The 17,559-nt window shown below is 69.9% G+C and carries 17 protein-coding genes and 1 riboswitch; of the genes, 9 read left to right on the top strand and 8 right to left on the bottom strand.

All coding sequences use genetic code 11. The features are described from left to right. The first annotated feature begins 16 nt into the window (after positions 1–16). Positions 17–1,231, top strand: coding sequence for an MFS transporter (locus tag ABI214_RS11155; protein ID WP_348611517.1), 1,215 nt, complete (start codon positions 17–19; stop codon positions 1,229–1,231). Here ABI214_RS11155 and ABI214_RS11150 read toward each other — a convergent pair. Then, positions 1,217–2,533 carry a M1 family metallopeptidase gene (locus ABI214_RS11150; protein ID WP_348610192.1) on the bottom strand — a complete coding sequence of 439 codons (1,317 nt, stop codon included), beginning with the start codon at positions 2,531–2,533 and terminating at the stop codon, positions 1,217–1,219. The genes ABI214_RS11155 and ABI214_RS11150 overlap by 15 nt on opposite strands. After that, positions 2,530–6,513, bottom strand: a complete 3,984-nt coding sequence (locus tag ABI214_RS11145) for a Pls/PosA family non-ribosomal peptide synthetase (protein ID WP_408585855.1) — start codon at positions 6,511–6,513, stop codon at positions 2,530–2,532. Before ABI214_RS11145 ends, ABI214_RS11150 begins: the two co-directional genes overlap by 4 nt. A 376-nt stretch (positions 6,514–6,889) precedes the next feature. On the opposite strand from ABI214_RS11145, the gene ABI214_RS11140 reads away from it, so the two are divergent. The 4 genes from ABI214_RS11140 to ABI214_RS11130 all read left to right on the top strand — a co-directional run bounded on the left by ABI214_RS11140 (position 6,890) and on the right by ABI214_RS11130 (position 10,019). Further along, positions 6,890–7,492 carry a hypothetical protein gene (locus tag ABI214_RS11140; protein ID WP_348610186.1) on the top strand — a complete coding sequence of 201 codons (603 nt, stop codon included), beginning with the start codon at positions 6,890–6,892 and terminating at the stop codon, positions 7,490–7,492. Between the two features lie 213 nt (positions 7,493–7,705). Further along, positions 7,706–7,820: riboswitch (SAM riboswitch) on the top strand. Between the two features lie 54 nt (positions 7,821–7,874). Beyond that, positions 7,875–9,191 carry an aminotransferase class V-fold PLP-dependent enzyme gene (locus ABI214_RS11135; protein WP_348610183.1) on the top strand — a complete coding sequence of 439 codons (1,317 nt, stop codon included), beginning with the start codon at positions 7,875–7,877 and terminating at the stop codon, positions 9,189–9,191. A gap of 65 nt (positions 9,192–9,256) precedes the next feature. Then, a complete protein-coding gene (locus ABI214_RS25495) occupies positions 9,257–9,340 on the top strand; it encodes a putative leader peptide (protein WP_408586108.1) in 84 nt (27 codons plus the stop codon). Between the two features lie 43 nt (positions 9,341–9,383). Beyond that, positions 9,384–10,019: a hypothetical protein gene (locus tag ABI214_RS11130; RefSeq protein ID WP_348610180.1), complete on the top strand. Its 636-nt coding sequence runs from the start codon at positions 9,384–9,386 to the stop codon at positions 10,017–10,019. A 75-nt stretch (positions 10,020–10,094) separates the two neighbouring features. Here ABI214_RS11130 and ABI214_RS11125 read toward each other — a convergent pair whose 3' ends face one another. Continuing rightward, a complete protein-coding gene (locus ABI214_RS11125; RefSeq protein ID WP_348610177.1) occupies positions 10,095–10,880 on the bottom strand; it encodes an SDR family NAD(P)-dependent oxidoreductase in 786 nt (261 codons plus the stop codon). 90 nt (positions 10,881–10,970) lie between these two features. Next, positions 10,971–12,236: an alpha/beta hydrolase family protein gene (locus ABI214_RS11120; RefSeq protein ID WP_348610174.1), complete on the bottom strand. Its 1,266-nt coding sequence runs from the start codon at positions 12,234–12,236 to the stop codon at positions 10,971–10,973. 194 nt (positions 12,237–12,430) lie between these two features. Here ABI214_RS11120 and ABI214_RS11115 point away from each other — a divergent pair, with 194 nt between their 5' ends. Then, a complete protein-coding gene (locus tag ABI214_RS11115) occupies positions 12,431–12,937 on the top strand; it encodes a hypothetical protein (protein ID WP_348610171.1) in 507 nt (168 codons plus the stop codon). A gap of 16 nt (positions 12,938–12,953) precedes the next feature. On the opposite strand, the gene ABI214_RS11110 is transcribed toward ABI214_RS11115, so the two are convergent. From ABI214_RS11110 to ABI214_RS11100, 3 genes are all read right to left on the bottom strand, one after another. Next, positions 12,954–13,505, bottom strand: coding sequence for a flavin reductase family protein (locus ABI214_RS11110; RefSeq protein WP_348610168.1), 552 nt, complete (start codon positions 13,503–13,505; stop codon positions 12,954–12,956). A 126-nt stretch (positions 13,506–13,631) separates the two neighbouring features. Continuing rightward, a complete protein-coding gene (locus ABI214_RS11105; protein ID WP_348610165.1) occupies positions 13,632–14,105 on the bottom strand; it encodes a YbaK/EbsC family protein in 474 nt (157 codons plus the stop codon). A 15-nt stretch (positions 14,106–14,120) separates the two neighbouring features. Continuing rightward, the gene (locus tag ABI214_RS11100) at positions 14,121–15,122 is read right to left on the bottom strand and encodes a hypothetical protein (protein WP_348611514.1); all 1,002 of its coding nucleotides are present in this window, start codon (positions 15,120–15,122) and stop codon (positions 14,121–14,123) included. Positions 15,123–15,326: 204 nt separating this feature from the next. On the opposite strand from ABI214_RS11100, the gene ABI214_RS11095 reads away from it, so the two are divergent. Further along, positions 15,327–15,947, top strand: coding sequence for a TetR/AcrR family transcriptional regulator (locus ABI214_RS11095; protein ID WP_348611511.1), 621 nt, complete (start codon positions 15,327–15,329; stop codon positions 15,945–15,947). Here ABI214_RS11095 and ABI214_RS11090 read toward each other — a convergent pair. Beyond that, the gene (locus ABI214_RS11090; protein ID WP_348610162.1) at positions 15,941–16,462 is read right to left on the bottom strand and encodes a 2-oxo-4-hydroxy-4-carboxy-5-ureidoimidazoline decarboxylase; all 522 of its coding nucleotides are present in this window, start codon (positions 16,460–16,462) and stop codon (positions 15,941–15,943) included. The two genes, ABI214_RS11095 and ABI214_RS11090, sit on opposite strands and share 7 nt — an antisense overlap. A 230-nt stretch (positions 16,463–16,692) precedes the next feature. On the opposite strand from ABI214_RS11090, the gene ABI214_RS11085 reads away from it, so the two are divergent. Continuing rightward, positions 16,693–17,046, top strand: a complete 354-nt coding sequence (locus tag ABI214_RS11085; protein ID WP_348611507.1) for a VOC family protein — start codon at positions 16,693–16,695, stop codon at positions 17,044–17,046. 44 nt (positions 17,047–17,090) lie between these two features. Beyond that, complete coding sequence (locus tag ABI214_RS11080) at positions 17,091–17,528, top strand: carboxymuconolactone decarboxylase family protein (RefSeq protein ID WP_348610159.1); 438 nt, start codon at positions 17,091–17,093, stop codon at positions 17,526–17,528. The last annotated feature ends 31 nt before the right edge of the window (positions 17,529–17,559 follow it).

The raw sequence follows: 17,559 nt of genomic DNA, 5'->3' as shown, positions 1-17,559 counted from the left end.
AGAGCCCCGGACGTGGATGCGGCCGTGGATGCTCGTCGCGGCGGGCATGTTCGCGGTGGCGTGGGGTGGGAACGAGTTCACCCCGCTGCTGGTGATGTACAAACTCGACCACGGCTTCACCCAGGTGGTGGTCGACACCTTCCTGTTCGCGTACGTGCTCGGGATCGTGCCGGCGCTGCTCATCGGTGGACCGCTGTCGGACCGGCTGGGGCGGCGGCCTCTGATGCTTCCTGCCCCGTTCATCGCGGTGGCGGGGTCGCTGGTGCTGGCCGCCGGGCCGGACTCGGCGGCGTGGCTGATCGTCGGGCGTGTCCTGTCTGGTGTCGCACTGGGGCTGGGCATGGCCGTCGGCGGCAGTTGGCTCAAGGAACTCTCGACGCCCGACCGGGACCCGTCGGCGCGGCCGGGGGCCGGTGCCCGCCGCGCCGCGATGAGCCTGACCGCCGGCTTCGGTATCGGCGCCGGCGTCGCCGGGATCCTCGCGCAGTGGGCGCCGTGGCCGAGTGCGCTTGCGTACGTTGTTCATTCGACGCTCGCGTTGGCGGCCGGTGTCGCACTGCTGCGGGTGCCGGAGACGCGGCCCGCGGTCGCGAAGGCCGAGCGCCGTTCACTCGCACAGGATCTGAAGATCCCGGCAGCCGGGCACCGGCGATTCCTCTACGTCGTCGCCCCGGTGGCCCCGTGGGTGTTCGGTGCCGCCGCGTCGGCCTACGCGGTGATACCGGCGCTCATGACCGGTCGCAGCGGCAGTGCGCCCGTGGCGTTCTCGGCGCTGCTGTGCATGATCGGTCTCGGCTCGGGGTTCGCGATCCAGGCGGTCGGACGCAAAATTGACACCCCGTCGAACGCCCGGGCCGTCGCGGTGGCCCTCGCGGTGCTCGTGGTGGGCATGTCCGTCGCGGCCGTCGCGTCGCACGTCCTCACCGTGCCGGTGTCGATGATCGCGGCGGCGATCCTCGGCTGCGGCTACGGGCTCGCGCTGGTGTCGGGGTTGCAGGAGATCCAGCGGATCGCCGGCCCGGACGATCTGGCCGGTCTGACCGCGGTCTTCTACTCGCTCAGCTACCTCGGCTTCGCAGTGCCTGCGGTGATGGCGATGATCGCGGAGACGAACCCGGCGCTGACCTATCCCATGATGTTCGTGTTCGGGACGATCGTCGCCGCGGCGAGTCTGGCGCTCGTCCTCGTCAAGTGGCGCAGACACCTGCCGGAGGCGTCAGAGCGCGGGTAGCGCCTTCTCGCCGAGCCACGCCTCCCACAGGCGGCGCAGGGGTTTGTCGGTGAAATGCGCTGCCAGATCGGTGAACTGCTCGGTGGAGACCGTCGCATGCCGGTACTTGGCGGTCCACCTGTTCAGCAGTGCGAAGAAGGCGTCGTCGCCGATCTCCTGCCGCAGCACGTGCAGGGTGAGGGCGCCGCGCTTGTAGATGCGGTCGTCGAACATCAGTTGCGGTCCGGGGTCGCCGACGAGGAGGTCCTGCGGTTTGCCGACGAGCCCACGGTGCGCCTGCAGGGCGTGGGTGTGGGCGTCGGGTCCGCCGGAGTTCTCGGACCACAGCCACTCCGCGTAGCACGCGAAGCCCTCGTGCAGCCAGATGTCCCTCCACGCCCCGAGGGTGAGGCTGTTGCCGAACCACTGGTGCGCGAGTTCGTGTGCGACAAGGCGTTCCGAGCCGCGCCGGCCGTCGCACTGGTTGGCGCCGAAGATCGAAAGGCCCTGCGCCTCGATCGGGATCTCGAGATCGTCGCCGGTGACGACGACCGAGTAGTCCGCGAACGGGTAGGGGCCGAACAGCTTTTCGAAGACCTCCATCATCTGCGGCTGGCGGCCGAAGTCGTGGTCGAACCGGGCCCGCAGATCCGTGGGGTGCAGCGCGTACATGGGGACGCGTCCCCCGTCGACGCGTCGGCGCTCGTACGGGCCGATCTGGATGGTCGCCAGGTAGCTCGCCATCGGCTCGGTCTGCTCGTACACCCACGTGGTCTGGCTCGCCTTGGTCTGCTTGCGGACCAGCGTGCCGTTCGCGACCGCGTGGTACGGCGAGTCGGTGGTGATCGAGATGCGGTAGCTGGCTTTGCAACTCGGGTGGTCGTCGCACGGGAACCACGACGCCGCCCCGTTGGGCTGGCTCGCGACGAGCGATCCCTCGGTGAGTTCCTCCCAGCCGACGTCGCCCCACATGGTCACGATCGGCAGCGGGTTGCCGGCGTACTGGACGGTGACCGACAGGGCGCCGCCCGCGGGGATCTTCTGCGCCGGGGTGATCGTCAGCTTGCCGTCGCGGTGGGTGTACTTCGCGACGCGTCGCCCGTTCACCGACAGCTTCGACACCAGCATCGTCTGCGCGAGATCCAGCGAGAAGCGCGGCCGGACATCGGTGGTCGTCGCCGTGATCGACGCCTTGCCGGACAGGCGGTTGCTGTGCACCTTGTAGGTGAGGTCCAATTCGTACCGGGACACGCGGTAGCCGCGATTGCCGTTCTGCGGCAGGTACGGGTCGAGCGGTTCCTCGGAGACCTTGCCGGGCTTCATCGGGTGCCCTCGTCGGCCGTCGAATCCGTCCACGGTGCAATCGGATTGCCCTGCCAGCGCGTGGACGGCGGGACGACGTCGCCGCGCATGACGAGCGAGGCGGGGCCGACGGTGGCGCCGTCGCCGAGTCCGGCGGCGGGCAGCGCGACGCAGTGCGGGCCGAGGGTGGCGCCCGCGCCCAACGTGACGGTGTCCATGGACATGATCCGATCATGGAACAGGTGGGTCTGCACGACGCACCCCCGCTCGACGGTGGCGCCGTCACCGAGCGTCACCAGGTCGGCCTCGGGCAGCCAGTACGTCTCGCACCACACGCCGCGGCCGATGGTCGCGCCGAGGCCGCGCAGCCACACGTTCATCACGGCGGTGCCATTGGCGGCGCGGGCGAACCACGGCGCGGCAACGGTCTCGACGAACGCGTCGGACACCTCGTTGCGCCACACGAACGAGCTCCACAGCGGGTGCTCGACGGTGCCGATCCGGCCGACGACGAGCCACTTCGCGGCCACCGACACGGCGCCGGCGACGGCGCCCGCGAGCATCAGGACGACGCCGCCGCACAGCGCGGCCAGCCAGAAACCGCCGACCGGCACCAGCCACGCCAGCGTGAACAGCACCCCGACGCCGATCCCGAACGTCACCACGACCGGGATCAGCCGGCACGTCTCGACGAACGCGCGGGCGATCTTCAGCCGCAGCGGCGGCTCGAACGTGCGGGACGCGTCGGACTCCGTCGCGGCCCGGCGCAACCGGACCGGCGGGCTGCCCAGCCACGACGATCCCGACTTCGCCTTGCTCGGGGCCGCCGACAGCACCGCGACCAGGCCGTTCTTGGGGACGCGCCGGCCGGGTCCGGCCATGCCGGAGTTACCCAGGAACGCGCGCTTGCCGACCTTGGCCGGTTCGATGCGCATCCAGCCGCCGCCGAGTTCGTAGCTCGCGACCATCGTGTCGTCGGCGAGGAATGCGCCGTCGGCGACCGTCGTGAACTTGGGGAGCACGAGCGCCGTCGAGATCTCGGTGTCGCGGCCCACCTTGGCGCCCAGCAGCTTCAGCCAGAGCGGCGTCAGCAGACTCGCGTACAGCGGGAACAGGAACGTGCGGGCCGAGTCCATGAGGCGCTCGGTGGCCCACGCCTGCCAGCCGACGCGGCTGCGCACCGGGTGGTATCCCTCGGTGAGCCCGATTGACAGCAGTCGCACGGCGATCACGGTCAGGGCCGCGAAGACGAACAGGCTCAGCAGGGACGCGACGGGCAGGATCGCCAGCGCCCGCCGGAACGCGTCGCCGAGGTCGGCGGCGTCACGAACCCACCACCCGATCAGGATCAGGCCGGCGGCCAGGCCGAAGATCGGCATGCCCGCGAGCACGACGGAGGTGACGCCGAAGATCGGGACCCAGCGCGTGGCGCGCCGCGGCGTGTGATCGGGCCACGGGTGCGTCGCCTTGCCGACCTTGACGGCGGGCGAGCCGGCCCAGTGCTGGCCGGCCTTGACCTTCCCGAACACCGCCGAACCCGGGGCGACCTCGGCACCGCGGCCGATCCGGGCGCCGGGCAGCAGCGTCGAGCGGGCGCCGATGGCGGCACCGGCCCCGATGCGGATCTCGCCGATGTGTACGACGTCGCCGTCGATCCAGTGGCCGGACAGGTCCACCTCGGGTTCGACGGAGCAGCCGTCGCCGAGCACGAGCATGCCGGTGACCGGCGGGAGGGTGTGCAGGTCGACGCCGTGGCCCACCCGTGCACCCAGGGCGCGGGCGAAGTACAGCATCCACGGCGCGCCGGACAGGTTGTCGGCGCCGCTGGCCTCGACCAGGCGCAGCGCCACCCACAGACGCAGGTGCTCGGGTCCGCCGCGCCGGTACGTGCCCGGTTTCAGCCCGCGCAGCAGCAGCCGGGTGCCGGCGACCGCGATCGTCATGCGTCCGACCGGCGTGATGAAGAGGACGAACGCGAGCGCCACCCACCACCACGACAGCGTCGGGGCCCACGCGACGTCGAACCACGCCAGCACGTTGCCGGCGATCGCCAGCCAGGTCACCCACTGCAGGCCGGTGAGCGTCATCAGCGGCACGGTGGCCGCGATCTGCGCGGCCTGGGCGCGTAGGGGCAGGGGCTCGACGTGGCGCGGTGCGACGGTCTCGGTGGGGGAGAGCGCGTCGAGGAACTCGGCGAGCGACCCCAGGCGTGGGTGGTCGTACAGCTGCGCGACGGTCACCTCCGGGAAGCGCTCGCGCAGGGCCGTCACCAGCTGGGCCGCGGACAGCGAGCCGCCGCCCAGTTCGAAGAAGTCGTCGTCGGGCCCGGCGATGCTCGCCCCGAGGATCGACGCCCAGAGTCTGGCGACCCACGCGGCGGTGCCGTCGAGGCTGAGGGCCGGATCGACCGTGTCTTCGCGGGCACCGGGCAGCGGCCACGGCAACGCGTTGCGGTCGACCTTGCCGGACGTGCGGGTCGGCAGCTCGTCGACCAGCGCCAGCCGGGGCACGAGGGCGGCGGGCAGCCGCTCGGCGAGCTGGTCGCGCGCGGCCTTCAGGTCGAAGTGCGGGTCGGTGCTGGCGAGGTAGCCGACGAGGATCGACGTCCCGGCCGCGGTCTTGCGGACCGCGGCGGCCGCCCCACTCACCCCGGGCAGGTGCTGGAGCGCGTTGTCGACCTCGCCGAGTTCGATGCGGCGTCCGCCCAGCTTGACCTGGTCGTCGGCGCGGCCCTGGAAGAGCAGGCCGGCGGTGTCGAGGCGGACCAGGTCGCCGCTGCGGTAGGCGCGGTCCCAGCCGAGCGTGGGCATCGGCGCGTACTTCTCGGCGTCCTTCGCCGGATCGAGATACCGCGCAAGCCCGACACCGCCGATGACGAGTTCGCCGACCTCGCCTTCGGCGACCGGCGCATCGGACGCGTCGACCACCGCGAGGTCCCAGCCGTCGAGCGGCAGACCGATCCGCACCGGGCCGGTGCCGTCCATCAGTGCGCCGCACGCGACGACGGTGGCCTCGGTGGGGCCGTACGTGTTCCACACCTCGCGGCCGGGGACCGCGAGGCGCTCGGCGAGATCCGGTGGGCAGGCCTCGCCGCCGAAGATCAACAGTCGCACCGCCTCGAGCGCCTCGGCCGGCCAGAGCGCCGCGAGCGTGGGGACGGTGGAGACGACGGTGACGTCGCGGGAGACCAGCCACGGTCCGAGGTCCATGCCACTGCGCACCAGCGAACGGGGCGCGGGGACCAGTGCGGCGCCGTGCCGCCACGCGAGCCACATCTCCTCGCACGACGCGTCGAACGCCACCGACAGCCCCGCGAGCACCCGATCCTCGGGGCCGATCGGGTTGGCCTGCAGGAACATCCGGGCCTCGGCGTCGACGAAGGCGGCCGCGTTGCGGTGGGTGACCGCGACGCCCTTCGGGGTGCCGGTGGAGCCCGACGTGAAGATGATCCAGGCGTCGTCGTCGGGAGTCGGCGGGCGGACGTCCGGAGCGACGGCGCGGTGCGGTGCGGTGCCGGGCTGGACGCCGTCGGCGGTGAGGATCGCCGCCACCTGCGCCTCCCCGAACACAAGTTCGGCGCGCTCGTCGGGGTCGTCGGCGTCGACCGGCACGTACGCCGCGCCGGCCGCCAGCACCGACAGGATCGCGACGTACAGGTCGCGCGAGCCCGAGGGCATCCGCACCCCGACCCGGTCGCCCGCGCCCACCCCGGCGTCGGCGAGCCAGCGGGCGCCGGTCGCGATCTCTTCGAGCAGTTCGCGGTAGGTCAGGGGCGCGGTGCCGTCGTCGATCGCCGTCGCATCCGGATAGGCCGCAGCGGTGGCCTCGAGGATGTCGACAAGCGTGCGGGGTGCGGGCGCCAGGGACGACCTGAGGAACTGGGCCGGTACCCGTTCCATCAGGTCGTGAGCCTGCTGATCCGTCTGGTCTGTTGCTGGCTGGGCAGACAATCCGGGCTGTCCCTCTCTGTGCCTGGTCGGACGGGCACCTGGTTCTCTCACGGCAAGGTGTCCGGTGGATGAACACCCCGTCGCCGGGTACCCGTCGGCCAGGCTGTCGGTTCTTTCGAACGATTCTCCCCCGGATGCGGCGAAATCCGCGCCCCCGGCAGGTCGTGTTCACGAAAGTGGGGTAACCGGCCCCGCGTCGATTCCCGGCACCGACGAGTACGCGCTGGTGACGGACGGCCCGTTCGCAGTGGCGCTGGCGTCGCGGATTCCGCTGAGGTGCGTCGAGCTCCGGCAGATCGTTGCCGGCTGAGTCCACCGACGGCTGCAGCGGGCGTGCCTCCCGCGGCTCGGGCCTCCAGTACAGTCACCTGCCGTCCGGCGGCTCGTTTCCCCGAGCCCGAACGAACGGAGAGCTGGTCGTGGAACGATGACGAATGCCGTTGTGCGGGAACGGCGCAACGCGGTCGACGTGGCTGCCCGAGTGCTGACCGAGGCCGGCGCGCCGTGGGTCGTCAACATCGTTTCGTCGATGGTGATCGGCATCTCGGTGGGTGCGCCCGGCTGGGGTGCTTTCGTCGCAGTGTGCGCGGGCGTCGTGCCGATGGCCATCATCCTGGCCGGCATTCGGCGGGCGAAGATCGGCGATCATCATGTCACCAAGATCGACGAGCGGCACCTGTTGATCGTCGCGCTGCTGGTCGTCGTGGTCGCGGGGCTGGTGGTGCAGATTGTCGCGCATGCACCGATCGAGATGATCGCGTTCATGGCGGCGGGCCTGGTCGCACTGGCGGCAGCCGCCGTCATCACGAGCATCTTCCGCTGGAAGGTCAGCGTCCACACCGGCGTTTCGGCCGGCGTGGCAGTGGTGCTGGCCCTGGCGGTGTCGCCGTGGTGGCTGCTCGCACTGGTCCTCACGCCGTTGATCGGCTGGTCCCGGGTTCATCTCGGGGACCACACGAGGGGTCAGGTGGTCGTCGGTGCGCTCACCGGCGCTGTCGCCGCCGGCCTGACCTACGCCCTGATTGCCTAGCGCGGGATCGCTGCTCCGCATCAATCATGTTGCAGTAGTGAGATTTCGGACCACGATTGAAGCTGGTTTCGGAAGTCGACGCGGGCTGGTCCGCGGCCCGATGCTGGACGCCTGCCCGACTCGCGGCGCCCCGCGGATGTGACCGCCATCTCATTCGAAACTGGGCGGGTTCGGGTTGACACCGCTCGAATCGCTCTGTCATTCTCGTTGCCAGGTCACGAGTACCAGCGTCAAGCCCCGGCTAGCTGGTCGGCAACCCTCCAACCGCGGTGGGGTGCTCCGGGTGACGACCAGGTCATGGTCCACAAGGACATGGCAAGCGCGGACTCCGACGGCGTCAACTCTCATCGCTGACGGGTCCCAAGACCCGAAGGATGTTGTGATGACCGCTGTACTGACCGCCGACGCTTGTGCCACCTCTCCGCTCGCCCGCGTGTCGGGCTGTGACTTGCAGGTTCCACTCGTCGGGGGTGGAACCTGCACCTACGCGAACTTTGACTACGCGGCCAGCGCACCCGCATTGGCGCAGGTCACCGATCGGGTTCAGGAACTGCTGCCGTTCTACGCCAGCGTGCACCGCGGCGCCGGCTACGCCTCCCGCGTGAGCACCGAGGCCTACGAGAACGCCCGCGGATCCGTCGAGCGTTTCGTCGGCGCGGACGCCGACCAGGTGGTGGTCTTCACCCGCAACACCACCGATTCGCTCAACCTCCTCGCAAACTGCGTCCCCGGTGACGTCGTGGTCCTCGACATCGAGCATCACGCAAACCTGTTGCCGTGGAAGAACTCCCGCAAGGTCGAGGCTGCCGACACGGTTGCCGAGACCATCCGTCGTATCGTCGCCGAGCTGTGTGCCAAGCCTGCCGCGCTGCTCGCGATCACCGGTGCCTCCAACGTCACCGGCGAGGTGCTGCCGATCGCCGAGCTGGTCGAGGCCGCGCACCGCTGCGGTGCACGCGTCCTGATCGACGGCGCCCAGCTCACCCCGCATCGTCGCGTGGACCTCGCCGAGACGGGCATCGACTACCTGGCGTTCTCCGGTCACAAGCTGTACGCGCCGTTCGGTGCCGGCGTGCTGGTCGGCCGCCGTGACTGGCTCGACGAGGCCGAGCCCTACCTCGCCGGCGGCGGCGCCGTGCGCGAGGTGAAGATCGACGAGACCTGCTGGGCGCCCGCCCCCGCCCGCCACGAGGCCGGCAGCCCCAACGTCCTCGGCGTGGCCGCCCTCGCCGCTGCATGTGATGCGCTGTCCGCGTTGGACTTCGAGAAGGTCGTCGAGCACGAGCGCGTGCTGTCGACGCGCCTCGCGCAGGGCCTCGGCGAGATCGACGGCGTGGAGCTGCTGCGCCTGTGGTCGGACGCCCCGGACAGCGTCGGCATCGTCACGTTCACGATCGACGGCTTCGAGCCCGGCGAGATCGCCGCGTACCTCTCGGCCGAGCACGGGATCGGCGTCCGCGACGGCCGCTTCTGCGCCCACCCCATCCTCAACCGCATCGGCCACGGCGACGGTGCCGTCCGTGCGAGCCTCGGTCTGGGCACCACCGCCGACGACGTCGAGCGTCTCATCGCGGCCGTCCGCCAGCTCGTCGCCGGCGAGGCCACCTGGAACTACGGCAAGACCGACGGCCTGTGGAACCCGGTTCCCGAGACCCGTGGCTTCTCGACGGAGGCCGCCGGCGCCTCCGAGTGCGTGTAACAGACTCGGAATCAGAGTGATTCGAACTGTCGTGGGGGAGATGATCGGGGGATAGCGTGACGCGCATGGAGTCGAGGTACGTGGGCAGCCAGTGGTCCCGCCGCCACGTCGACCTGTGCCGCACCTCCTCGGGCATGTGTACGCGCTGACGTCCCGCGCCGTCCACCACCTGCCTTCTCCTGAGGAATCGCCATGTCCCAGTCCGTCTTTGCCTCCGTCCACTCCTCCGTCCCACGCCGCGCGCTGCGCGTCGCCGTCGAACTGAGCGGCTCCGGACATCATCCCGCCGCCGCCCGTGTCGCCGGGAACACCCCGTTGACCGGCCCCGACTACTGGGTCGACCTGACCGTCGGCCCCGACACCCTCGACCTCGCCGCCCAGCCGCCGGTCGTCCACCGCATCCGGGCCGTCGACCTGCGTGAGGCCCAGCAGGCTCGCAGTCGAATCCGTGCGCAGGTGGCCGCCGAGGGGCGCGACCCCGACACCGTCGCCGTCCTCGTCGACGTCGAAACCCTGATCTCGGTCGACTCCCGCAGCGCCCGTGGCGAGCTCGCGCTTCTCGACGAGACGCTCGGGGTGCCGTACCAGCCGTCGTCGCTGTCGTACGTCGGCACCGCCCAGGGGCTGGCGAGTCTCGTCGCCGACATCCATGCAGCCGACGTCGCCGACGGTGTGACCCTGCTTCCGCTCGCACTGCCGAAGGTTCTCGGGCACGTCGTCGACGGAACCCTGCCCTGGCTCGAACGCCGTGGTCTGGTCACCGTGTCCGGCACGGTCGACGAGGCGCTCGCGCGGTTCGGGCTGGTCCGCCACCCCCGCGCGTCCTGAACGGCCCGACTTCACCCCCATGGCGGGCGCTGAGGTCGTCGAATGTGCGATCCATGGCCGTGAGGGTCCCTGCAGTCAGAGGGTTTTGATCAGACCGCCGTCGATGACGAAGTCGGCGCCGGTGATGTTGCCGGCTCGGTCGCTCGCCAGGAACAGCACCAGGTCCGCGACCTCGTCCGGTCGGGTGAACCTCCCGGTCTCGGATCCCGCGGCGGCCGCGTCCCTGACCGCCTGTGGAGTGGTGCCGCCGGCGCTCGCGACGACGCTCGCCACGCCCTGCTCGCCGAGCCACAGGGCGGTCGAGACCGGGCCGGGGCTGACTGTATTGATCCGAATATCGTGTCGAGCAACCTCTTTGGACAGCGCCTTGCAGAAGTTCGTGAGCGCGGCCTTCGATGCGGAGTAGTCGACCACCGCGGGGTCCGGCAGGAACGCGTTGACGGAGCTGACCGTGACGACGGAGCCGCCGCCGCGGCGCCGCAACTGGGGGAGCGCCGCGCGGGTGGTGCGCACCGCGGACATGAAGTTGACGGTGAGCGTCGCGAGCCAGTCGTCGTCGGTCACGCTCGCGAAGCCGCCGAGTCGCGGCGTCGCCGAGCCGGCGTTGTTGACCAGGACATCGACACCGCCCAGGTCGGCGGCGACCGCGATCAGTGCTTCGGGTCCCGCCGGGGTGGCGAGATCACACGGCACGAACGTGACCGACCCGTCCGGTATCAGCGATTCGAGTTCGGTTGTGAGGGTTCGTGACCCGGCCACCACGTGGGCGCCCTCGACCGCCAGCGCGGTTGTCACCGCCAGCCCGATGCCTCTGCTCGCACCCGTGACGACTGCGGTCTTCCCGGCAAGGTGAAGGTCCATGACGCCTCGATCCGTGGATCGGACAGTGCAACAGCCGAGTCTACCGATGTGTCGGTGGTAGCTCAGGGGAATCGAGTGGCCGCTGCCGCGTCATCGGACGTAGCGCACGTCCGGGAAGCGTCCGTCGGCGCCGTCGAGGATGTCGGCCCTCCGGTTGCGGAGGAATCGGTCGAACGCCGCGGCCACGTACTCGCGGACGGCGGGAATCGCGTTCTCGGGCGGGATCGTTCCGATGTAGTACCCGGTCGCCTCGGGGGCGACCTCCGCGGCGATGGGCGGGATGAGGGTCTGGAGGTCGGTGAAGCTGTGGTGACCGGCTCGCGTCAGCTCGAGCTCCCGCGTCCAGCCGGGTGTGTTGTCCCGGAAGGCCTTCCACGAGCGCGCGAACGCGCCTGTGTCTGCGACCTGTTGGCTCGACATCAGCAGCATCGGTCGGTCGAGACCGTGCGTCGCCGCGAGGCCCAGGTCGTCGTCGAAACCCAGCGAGCCGTCGAGGTTCACTCCCGCATCGATGCGCGGGTCGCGGGCCATCGCCTCGGCCGTGGTGAAGCCGCCGAGCGAGTGCCCGAACATCCCGATCCGCGAGGGATCGACGGCCTGGCTCAAGCCGTTCGGCAGGGCGCGCTGTTCGACGTCGGGATTGTGTCCGTCTGCCAGTGCGGTGATCTCGTCGAGGACGAACTCGGTATCGGCGACCCTGGCGTCGAGGGCGGTCCGGAGCCACTCCGCCGATTGCGCGGATTCCTCGGGAGGTGCAATGCCTTCGACGATTCGGAGGCCGGGAAACTCGACAGCCTGCGAGTCGAAGGTGTGATCGATCGACACCACCACGTACCCACGACTGGCCAGGTCTTCGGCCTCACCGGTTCCGAAGATGCGAGGTACGACGGCGCCGGGCGAGAACAGGACGACGGGAAGGCTGCGCTCGGCGGTCGACTGGACGGGCGCACCGCTGTGGGCGTTCGAGTGGAGGCCGAGCAGGCCCTGAACCTCGATCGGAAGGTTCAGCGCAGCAGCGAGATCCCGCGTCGCACCGGTCGCGAATTCGGTCGAGACGTAGTGCGCCAGGGGATAGTTCTCGGCGTGCGCGGCCGGGTAGGTCACCGTGACCATCAGTTCGCGCCGCTGATCGGGCTTCCACGGGTCAGCCCGCTCCGAATCCACCAGGTGGAGGGTGGTGCTTCCGACGGCGCTCGGTCCCGACGGCGCGGGCACAACGATCGTCGGGTTCCAGGCACCCGGCTCCGCGGAGGCCGGGGCGGCAATCGCCGCCGAAGACGTGACCAGCGCAAGGGCCAGTGCGCACACCGCCCCGATGCGGTGACCGTTCATGTTTGCCCCCTGTTCGTCGGCCACGCGTCGTCCGCATGTACCGGCTGACCGGATCACTCCTACATGTACCAGCCGTCGACGGCCGGCACAGCGCTCGACTCGGCGCGGCTGAGACGCGGTAACGAACCGCGGATCCGGAGCGAGAAGGCTGATGTACGCAATTCGCGGGTACGCGGGCGTCACAGTGGTTCGAATGACTCGGAGCCAGAGGGGGATCCATGTCGTTACGGAAGAAGCTTGCCGGTGGGGTGGCCGTTGCCGCGGTCGCGCTGGTGGGAACCGGGGCGGCTACTGCGCCGACCGCAGCAGCGAATCCGCCGCCGACGTCGTCGTCCTGGTCGTCGGATTGGACGTCGTCCGGGGGCAGCAGCTCCACCGGATCCCTCTCCGCGGGAGCACTCGCCGCGGCGTTCGACGCCGGACTCCCGGTCGTCGAGGCCTTCGGGACTCAGAAGCCGCCGTGGTACTCCGCCCCGACGGTCTTCTATCGGATCGTCGGCGACCGCGCCGAGCTGTCCTCGCCGTCCACCAAGTTCGTGGTACTCGGACAGCGACCCCCGGAGACGTTCGCGGTTGCCCCCGGGCCCTTCGGCATGCCAGGTCTCGCCGGACCGATCGCCACGTGGGACCCGCGCGGGGTGGACCCGAACGTGCGGTGGTCGTTCGTCGCCACCACGTGCACAGGGGACTGCGCGGGGGCCGCGTTCTTCACCTACACGGGATAGTCCGCGCCCGAGCCGACTACTGGTCGAGTGGCGTCGGCCGGTGGTAGCGGCCCTCGTGGTACAGCAGCGGGGCGGAGGCCGCCTCGTCGTCGTTCTCGTTGTGGAGGCGCGTGATCAGACCGATCACCAGCGTGTGGTCGCCGGCGGGAATCAACTGGTGCACCGTGGTGCGCATCCAGATCGGAGTGCCGTGCAGGACGGGCTCACCCGTCTCGAGGCGGCCCCACAGCGACTCGTCGCTGAACCGCTGATCGGCGCTGCGGGAGAAGCGCTGCGACAGGTGCTGCTGATGCTCCCCGAGCAGGTGCACGACGAGCGAGTCCGCCGCGCGCAGTGCATCGATGCTCGACGAGTTCAGCGCGATGTTGAACGAGATCAGCGGCGGGTTCATCGACAGCGACGCGAACGACGTCGCGGTGAAGCCGACCGGACCGTTCCCCGAATCGAGGGTCACGATGGTGACGCCTGCCGGGTGGCGGCGCATCGCGGCCTTGTACTCGTCGTTGCTGACCCCCGGCTCGGCGGGGACGACAGCAAGTTCGGGCGCATTCTCGACAGACTGTGACAAGGCATTCTCCGATTCGAACCTGGTGGACTGTCGCCACTATAAGTCCAGGCTCACCTGTCAACCAGGGTTCCGTTCACTCAGCGGGCAACTACTTTCACCGGGCGCGATTTCGCGGATCGGTCGTTGTCAGTCCATGTCGACGGCCAGCCCCGCCGTGACCCGCAGCAGTTCCGAGAACGTGGTGCGGAAGACGGTGTCGGGATGGCCGGCGGCGGCCCACAGCTCCGGATAACCGGCGAGCGTGCTGTCGAGATAGGTCGGCAGGTTGGTGGGATGCCCCAGCGGTGCGATCCCGCCGATCGGCTGACCGGTCACTTCGGTCACGAGGTCCAGCGGTGCCGGCGTCAGGGTGCCCTGCAGGCGGGCGCCGGTCGCCGCCACGTTCACCTCGTGCGCTCCGGACAGCAGCAGCAACACCGGGTCGTCGTCGAGCAGGAACACGAGCGACTTGACGATCGCACCCAGATCCACGCCCAGGGCCGCCGCGGCCTCACCCGCGCTGTGCGTCGGCGCCGGCTGACTCACGATCACCCCGTGATGACCGCGCGCGATCAAGGTGTCGGCGACGTGCGCCGCATTGGGATGCAGCAGCCTGGGCATGAATTCAGCGTAGGACTACTTCGCGGCGTGGGCAGCCGTATGCGCGACTGAACTACCGGCTCGGCGTGCACGCCACGCGGTGAACCCGAGCATCAGGGCCGCGCCGACCACGGAGTACAGCACCAGCGTCACCACAGGCTGGGCCAGCCCCACGTTGTCGAAGTACACGATGCTGCGCACGCCCTCGGTGCCGGCGCCGGGCGTGATCCACTGGCCGATCGCGGCGTAGAAACCGGGAATCACGTTGGCACCGAACGCGCCACCGGCACTCGGATTGCCCAGCACGACGAACACCGCGATCGCGAGCGGCACCGCCAGGATGCCGACCGCGGCCCGCAGTCCCAGCGTGAACAGTCCCGTACCGAACACCACGCCGGTGCCCAGCAGCCACAGCGCGAACCAGTGCCCGGCGAAGGTCCCCAGCACATGCGTCGTGATGAGCGCGCCCAACGCGCCCGAGACCACCGCGTAGCCGAACATCACCGCGATCTGAGCCCAGACCTGCCGCAGCGTCGACGGCGCGCCGATGATCAGGCCGATCGCCGCGGCCAGCAGGTACCCGCCGACGACCCATCCGATCGACAGGTAGAACCCGGACAGGCCGCGATTGTCGTGCATGCCGACCGGGATCTCGTCGCGCACCGTCACCTGGCGGTGCTGGTCGGCGGCCACCCGATCGAAGATCGACTCGAGCGCGGTCGCGATCGAGCTGCCGCCGGCGCTCGCGGTGATCAGCGTGTCCGTACCGCTCGGCTCGATCACGTACGCGCCCTGAATCTCGCGATCGCGCAGCAGCCGCCGGACCTCGGCGGTGTCGGTCGCGGTCCGGGCGTCGAGCGGATGCCCGTCGAGCGCGTTGAGCTTGTCGGCCGACTGCTGGGCGATGCCGTCGGGCAGCCCGGGACCCGCGACGACCGCGATCGTGATGTCGCGAGGCGTCGGCTGATGGAACGCCGCGACGTAACTGAGGATGAAGCCGAGTTGCAGCGCCAGGACGCCGACGACGAGCGCGGCCATCACCTTGCCCCGGCCGAAGCGGGCGATCGGATCGCTGTGCGAATGGCGCGGCGCGGTGCGTCCGGCGTCGGCTTCCGGGGCAGTGGTGCTCGGTGCAGTCACGGGCAGTCCTCGATGTCTGGGGTCGAGGCGGCACCGAACGTCTTGTCGATACCGCGGGTATTGAATACCGTAGGTATCGTGACTGGTAGTCGTCAAGACGAGATGCTCGCGACCACTCGCCCGGGCCGCGACGTGGTGCGTGCGCGCATCCTGGAGGCGGCCGCCGAGGAATTCGCCGAACGGGGATTCGCGGCCGCTCGGCTCGCCGAGATCGCCCGCCGCGCCGGATTCACCAAGGGCGCGGTGTACTCGAACTTCGAGTCCAAACAGGACCTGTTCGCGGAACTGTTCGCGCAGCGCTCCCTGGATCTCGCCGGCCGGGTGCTCGCCGAGGTCGCAGGGCTCGACCTCGCCGACGCGTTGGGCAAGGGTGGGGCCGCGGTCGCGTCAGCCCTCATCGCCGACTCCGAGTGGTCCCTGCTCGTTCTCGAGTTCGGGGTCCAGGCCGTGCGCGACCCCAGCGTCAAGCAGGCATACATCCGCGAACGGCGTTATCTGCGAAGCAAACTCGTGGAGCTGATCGCCGACCGCGCCCGCGAGTGGGGAGTGGACATCGACGTCCGCACCACCGCGCTGTCGCTGACGGCGTTGATCTCCGGCCTGGTGCTCGAGCACACCGTCGACCCCGAGGACGTCAACCACCAGGCGATCGGGACCGCCGTCACGGCGCTGTTCGCGGGCGCCGTCGCGCGCGCCCAAATGGGCGCCGCCGACGCTCAGTAGTCGGGGAAACCGTCCTCCGGCCCCAGCATTCGCTCGAGCCGGGTGCGCGTGATCTTCGCGAGCTCCGTCGTTCGGACCCGACGTTCGCTCTCGGGATCGTGGCCCAACCGGGCGGTGAGGTCCGCGAGCAGTGCCCGGCCGTCGCGACCGTCCGAGCACCACACGTAGCGGAATCCGAAGCGTTCCTCGTACACGGCGGAGGCCTCGTCGAGGGTGCGCATGACGGCGGCGTCGTCGACCCACACCGCGCACTGCTCCCGGGACGACGACGGGCTCTGCTTCCGCGCACCGATCCGGGGATGACCCTGCAGGACCTGCTCGATCTCGGATTCCGGCAGCGCGCCGAACTCCTCCTCTGCGCGGGCCAGCAGCTCCGCATGCGTCGCGTACGCGCGCCCGTCGGCGAGCCGTGCCGACCACGCCAGGCAGCTACAGCACTCGAAGAGGGCGTGCACCGCGCGTCGGCGCGGCAACTCGTTGAACCGGTCCAAGCCGATTCCCTGATGCATCAGCATGGTGCGTCCTCCGCTCGTCGATGCGGACCCGCCCGGCCGAGGATCCGGGCGGGCAGCTCGATCATCCGGCGTCCCGGCATCGAGAAACGGCCGGTCGGCGCGGATTTAGCGCACATTTAACGAGCGGCGCCCGAAGGCAGGCTGAACTTCTTCACCGGTCCGGGCCCCTGATCCACCTCGGACTGGGAGGATTTCGAGTGTCCGTCGAACCCTTGGGGCAGGAGGGCGATATGCGCGTCATGCGCGTCACGGCCAACCTTCGCGTCGCCGACGTCGGGGCGGCCAAACGCTTCTACACGGACTACCTCGGGTTGAGCACCGAGGAGTTCGACATGGGTTGGGTGGCCCGCTACACCTCGCCGGACTCCGGGGCGAACGTCCAGCTCGTGACCCGCGATGCGTCCGCGCCCGAGGATTCGGTCGTGTCGGTGCACGCCGACGATGTCGACGCCGCCTACACGGAGGCCCGGAAGCTCGGTTACGAGATCGTGTATCCGTTGACCACCGAACCGTGGGGCGTGCGCCGGTTCTTCGTCCGAGCGCCGGACGGCAACATCCTGAACATCGTGCAACATCGGGAATGACGCTTCGAGCAAGTGAGCGCCGTCGAACGTCGGAAGGAATGCACATGAGCTCGGTGAACCTCAGCAAGCAGCACCCCGACATCTACAAGCAACTGATGGCCTTCAGCGCCCAGGGCGACGCGGCGATCGGCGAGGCCGGACTGGACCCGCTCCTGGGCGAGCTGGTCAAGATCCGGATCTCGCAGATCAACGGGTGCGCCTTCTGCCTTCGCCTGCACACCCGCGACGCCATCGCGAAGGGCGAGACCAGCGACCGACTGGCAGTCGTTGCCGCCTGGTGGGAGTCGCAGTACTTCACCGCGCAGGAGCGTGCGGCCCTGGCGTTGGCGGAGCAGGTCACCAAGCTGTCGGTGCCGGAATCACGCGCCTGGGACGACGGATCCCTGACAGATCGGCAGGCGTCGGCGGTCAGCTGGCTCGCGGTCGTGATGAACGCATGGAACCGGGTCGCGATCACCAGCCACTATCCGGTTGCTCCCTGACCAGGTCTTCTCTTGTCGTAGGCGCAAGGTT

The sequence above is a fragment of the Prescottella soli genome (genome assembly GCF_040024445.1).
Classification (GTDB): domain Bacteria; phylum Actinomycetota; class Actinomycetes; order Mycobacteriales; family Mycobacteriaceae; genus Prescottella; species Prescottella soli.
The sequence above is the reverse complement of the archived record's forward strand: the minus strand, read 5'-3'. Positions and strand labels throughout refer to the sequence as shown.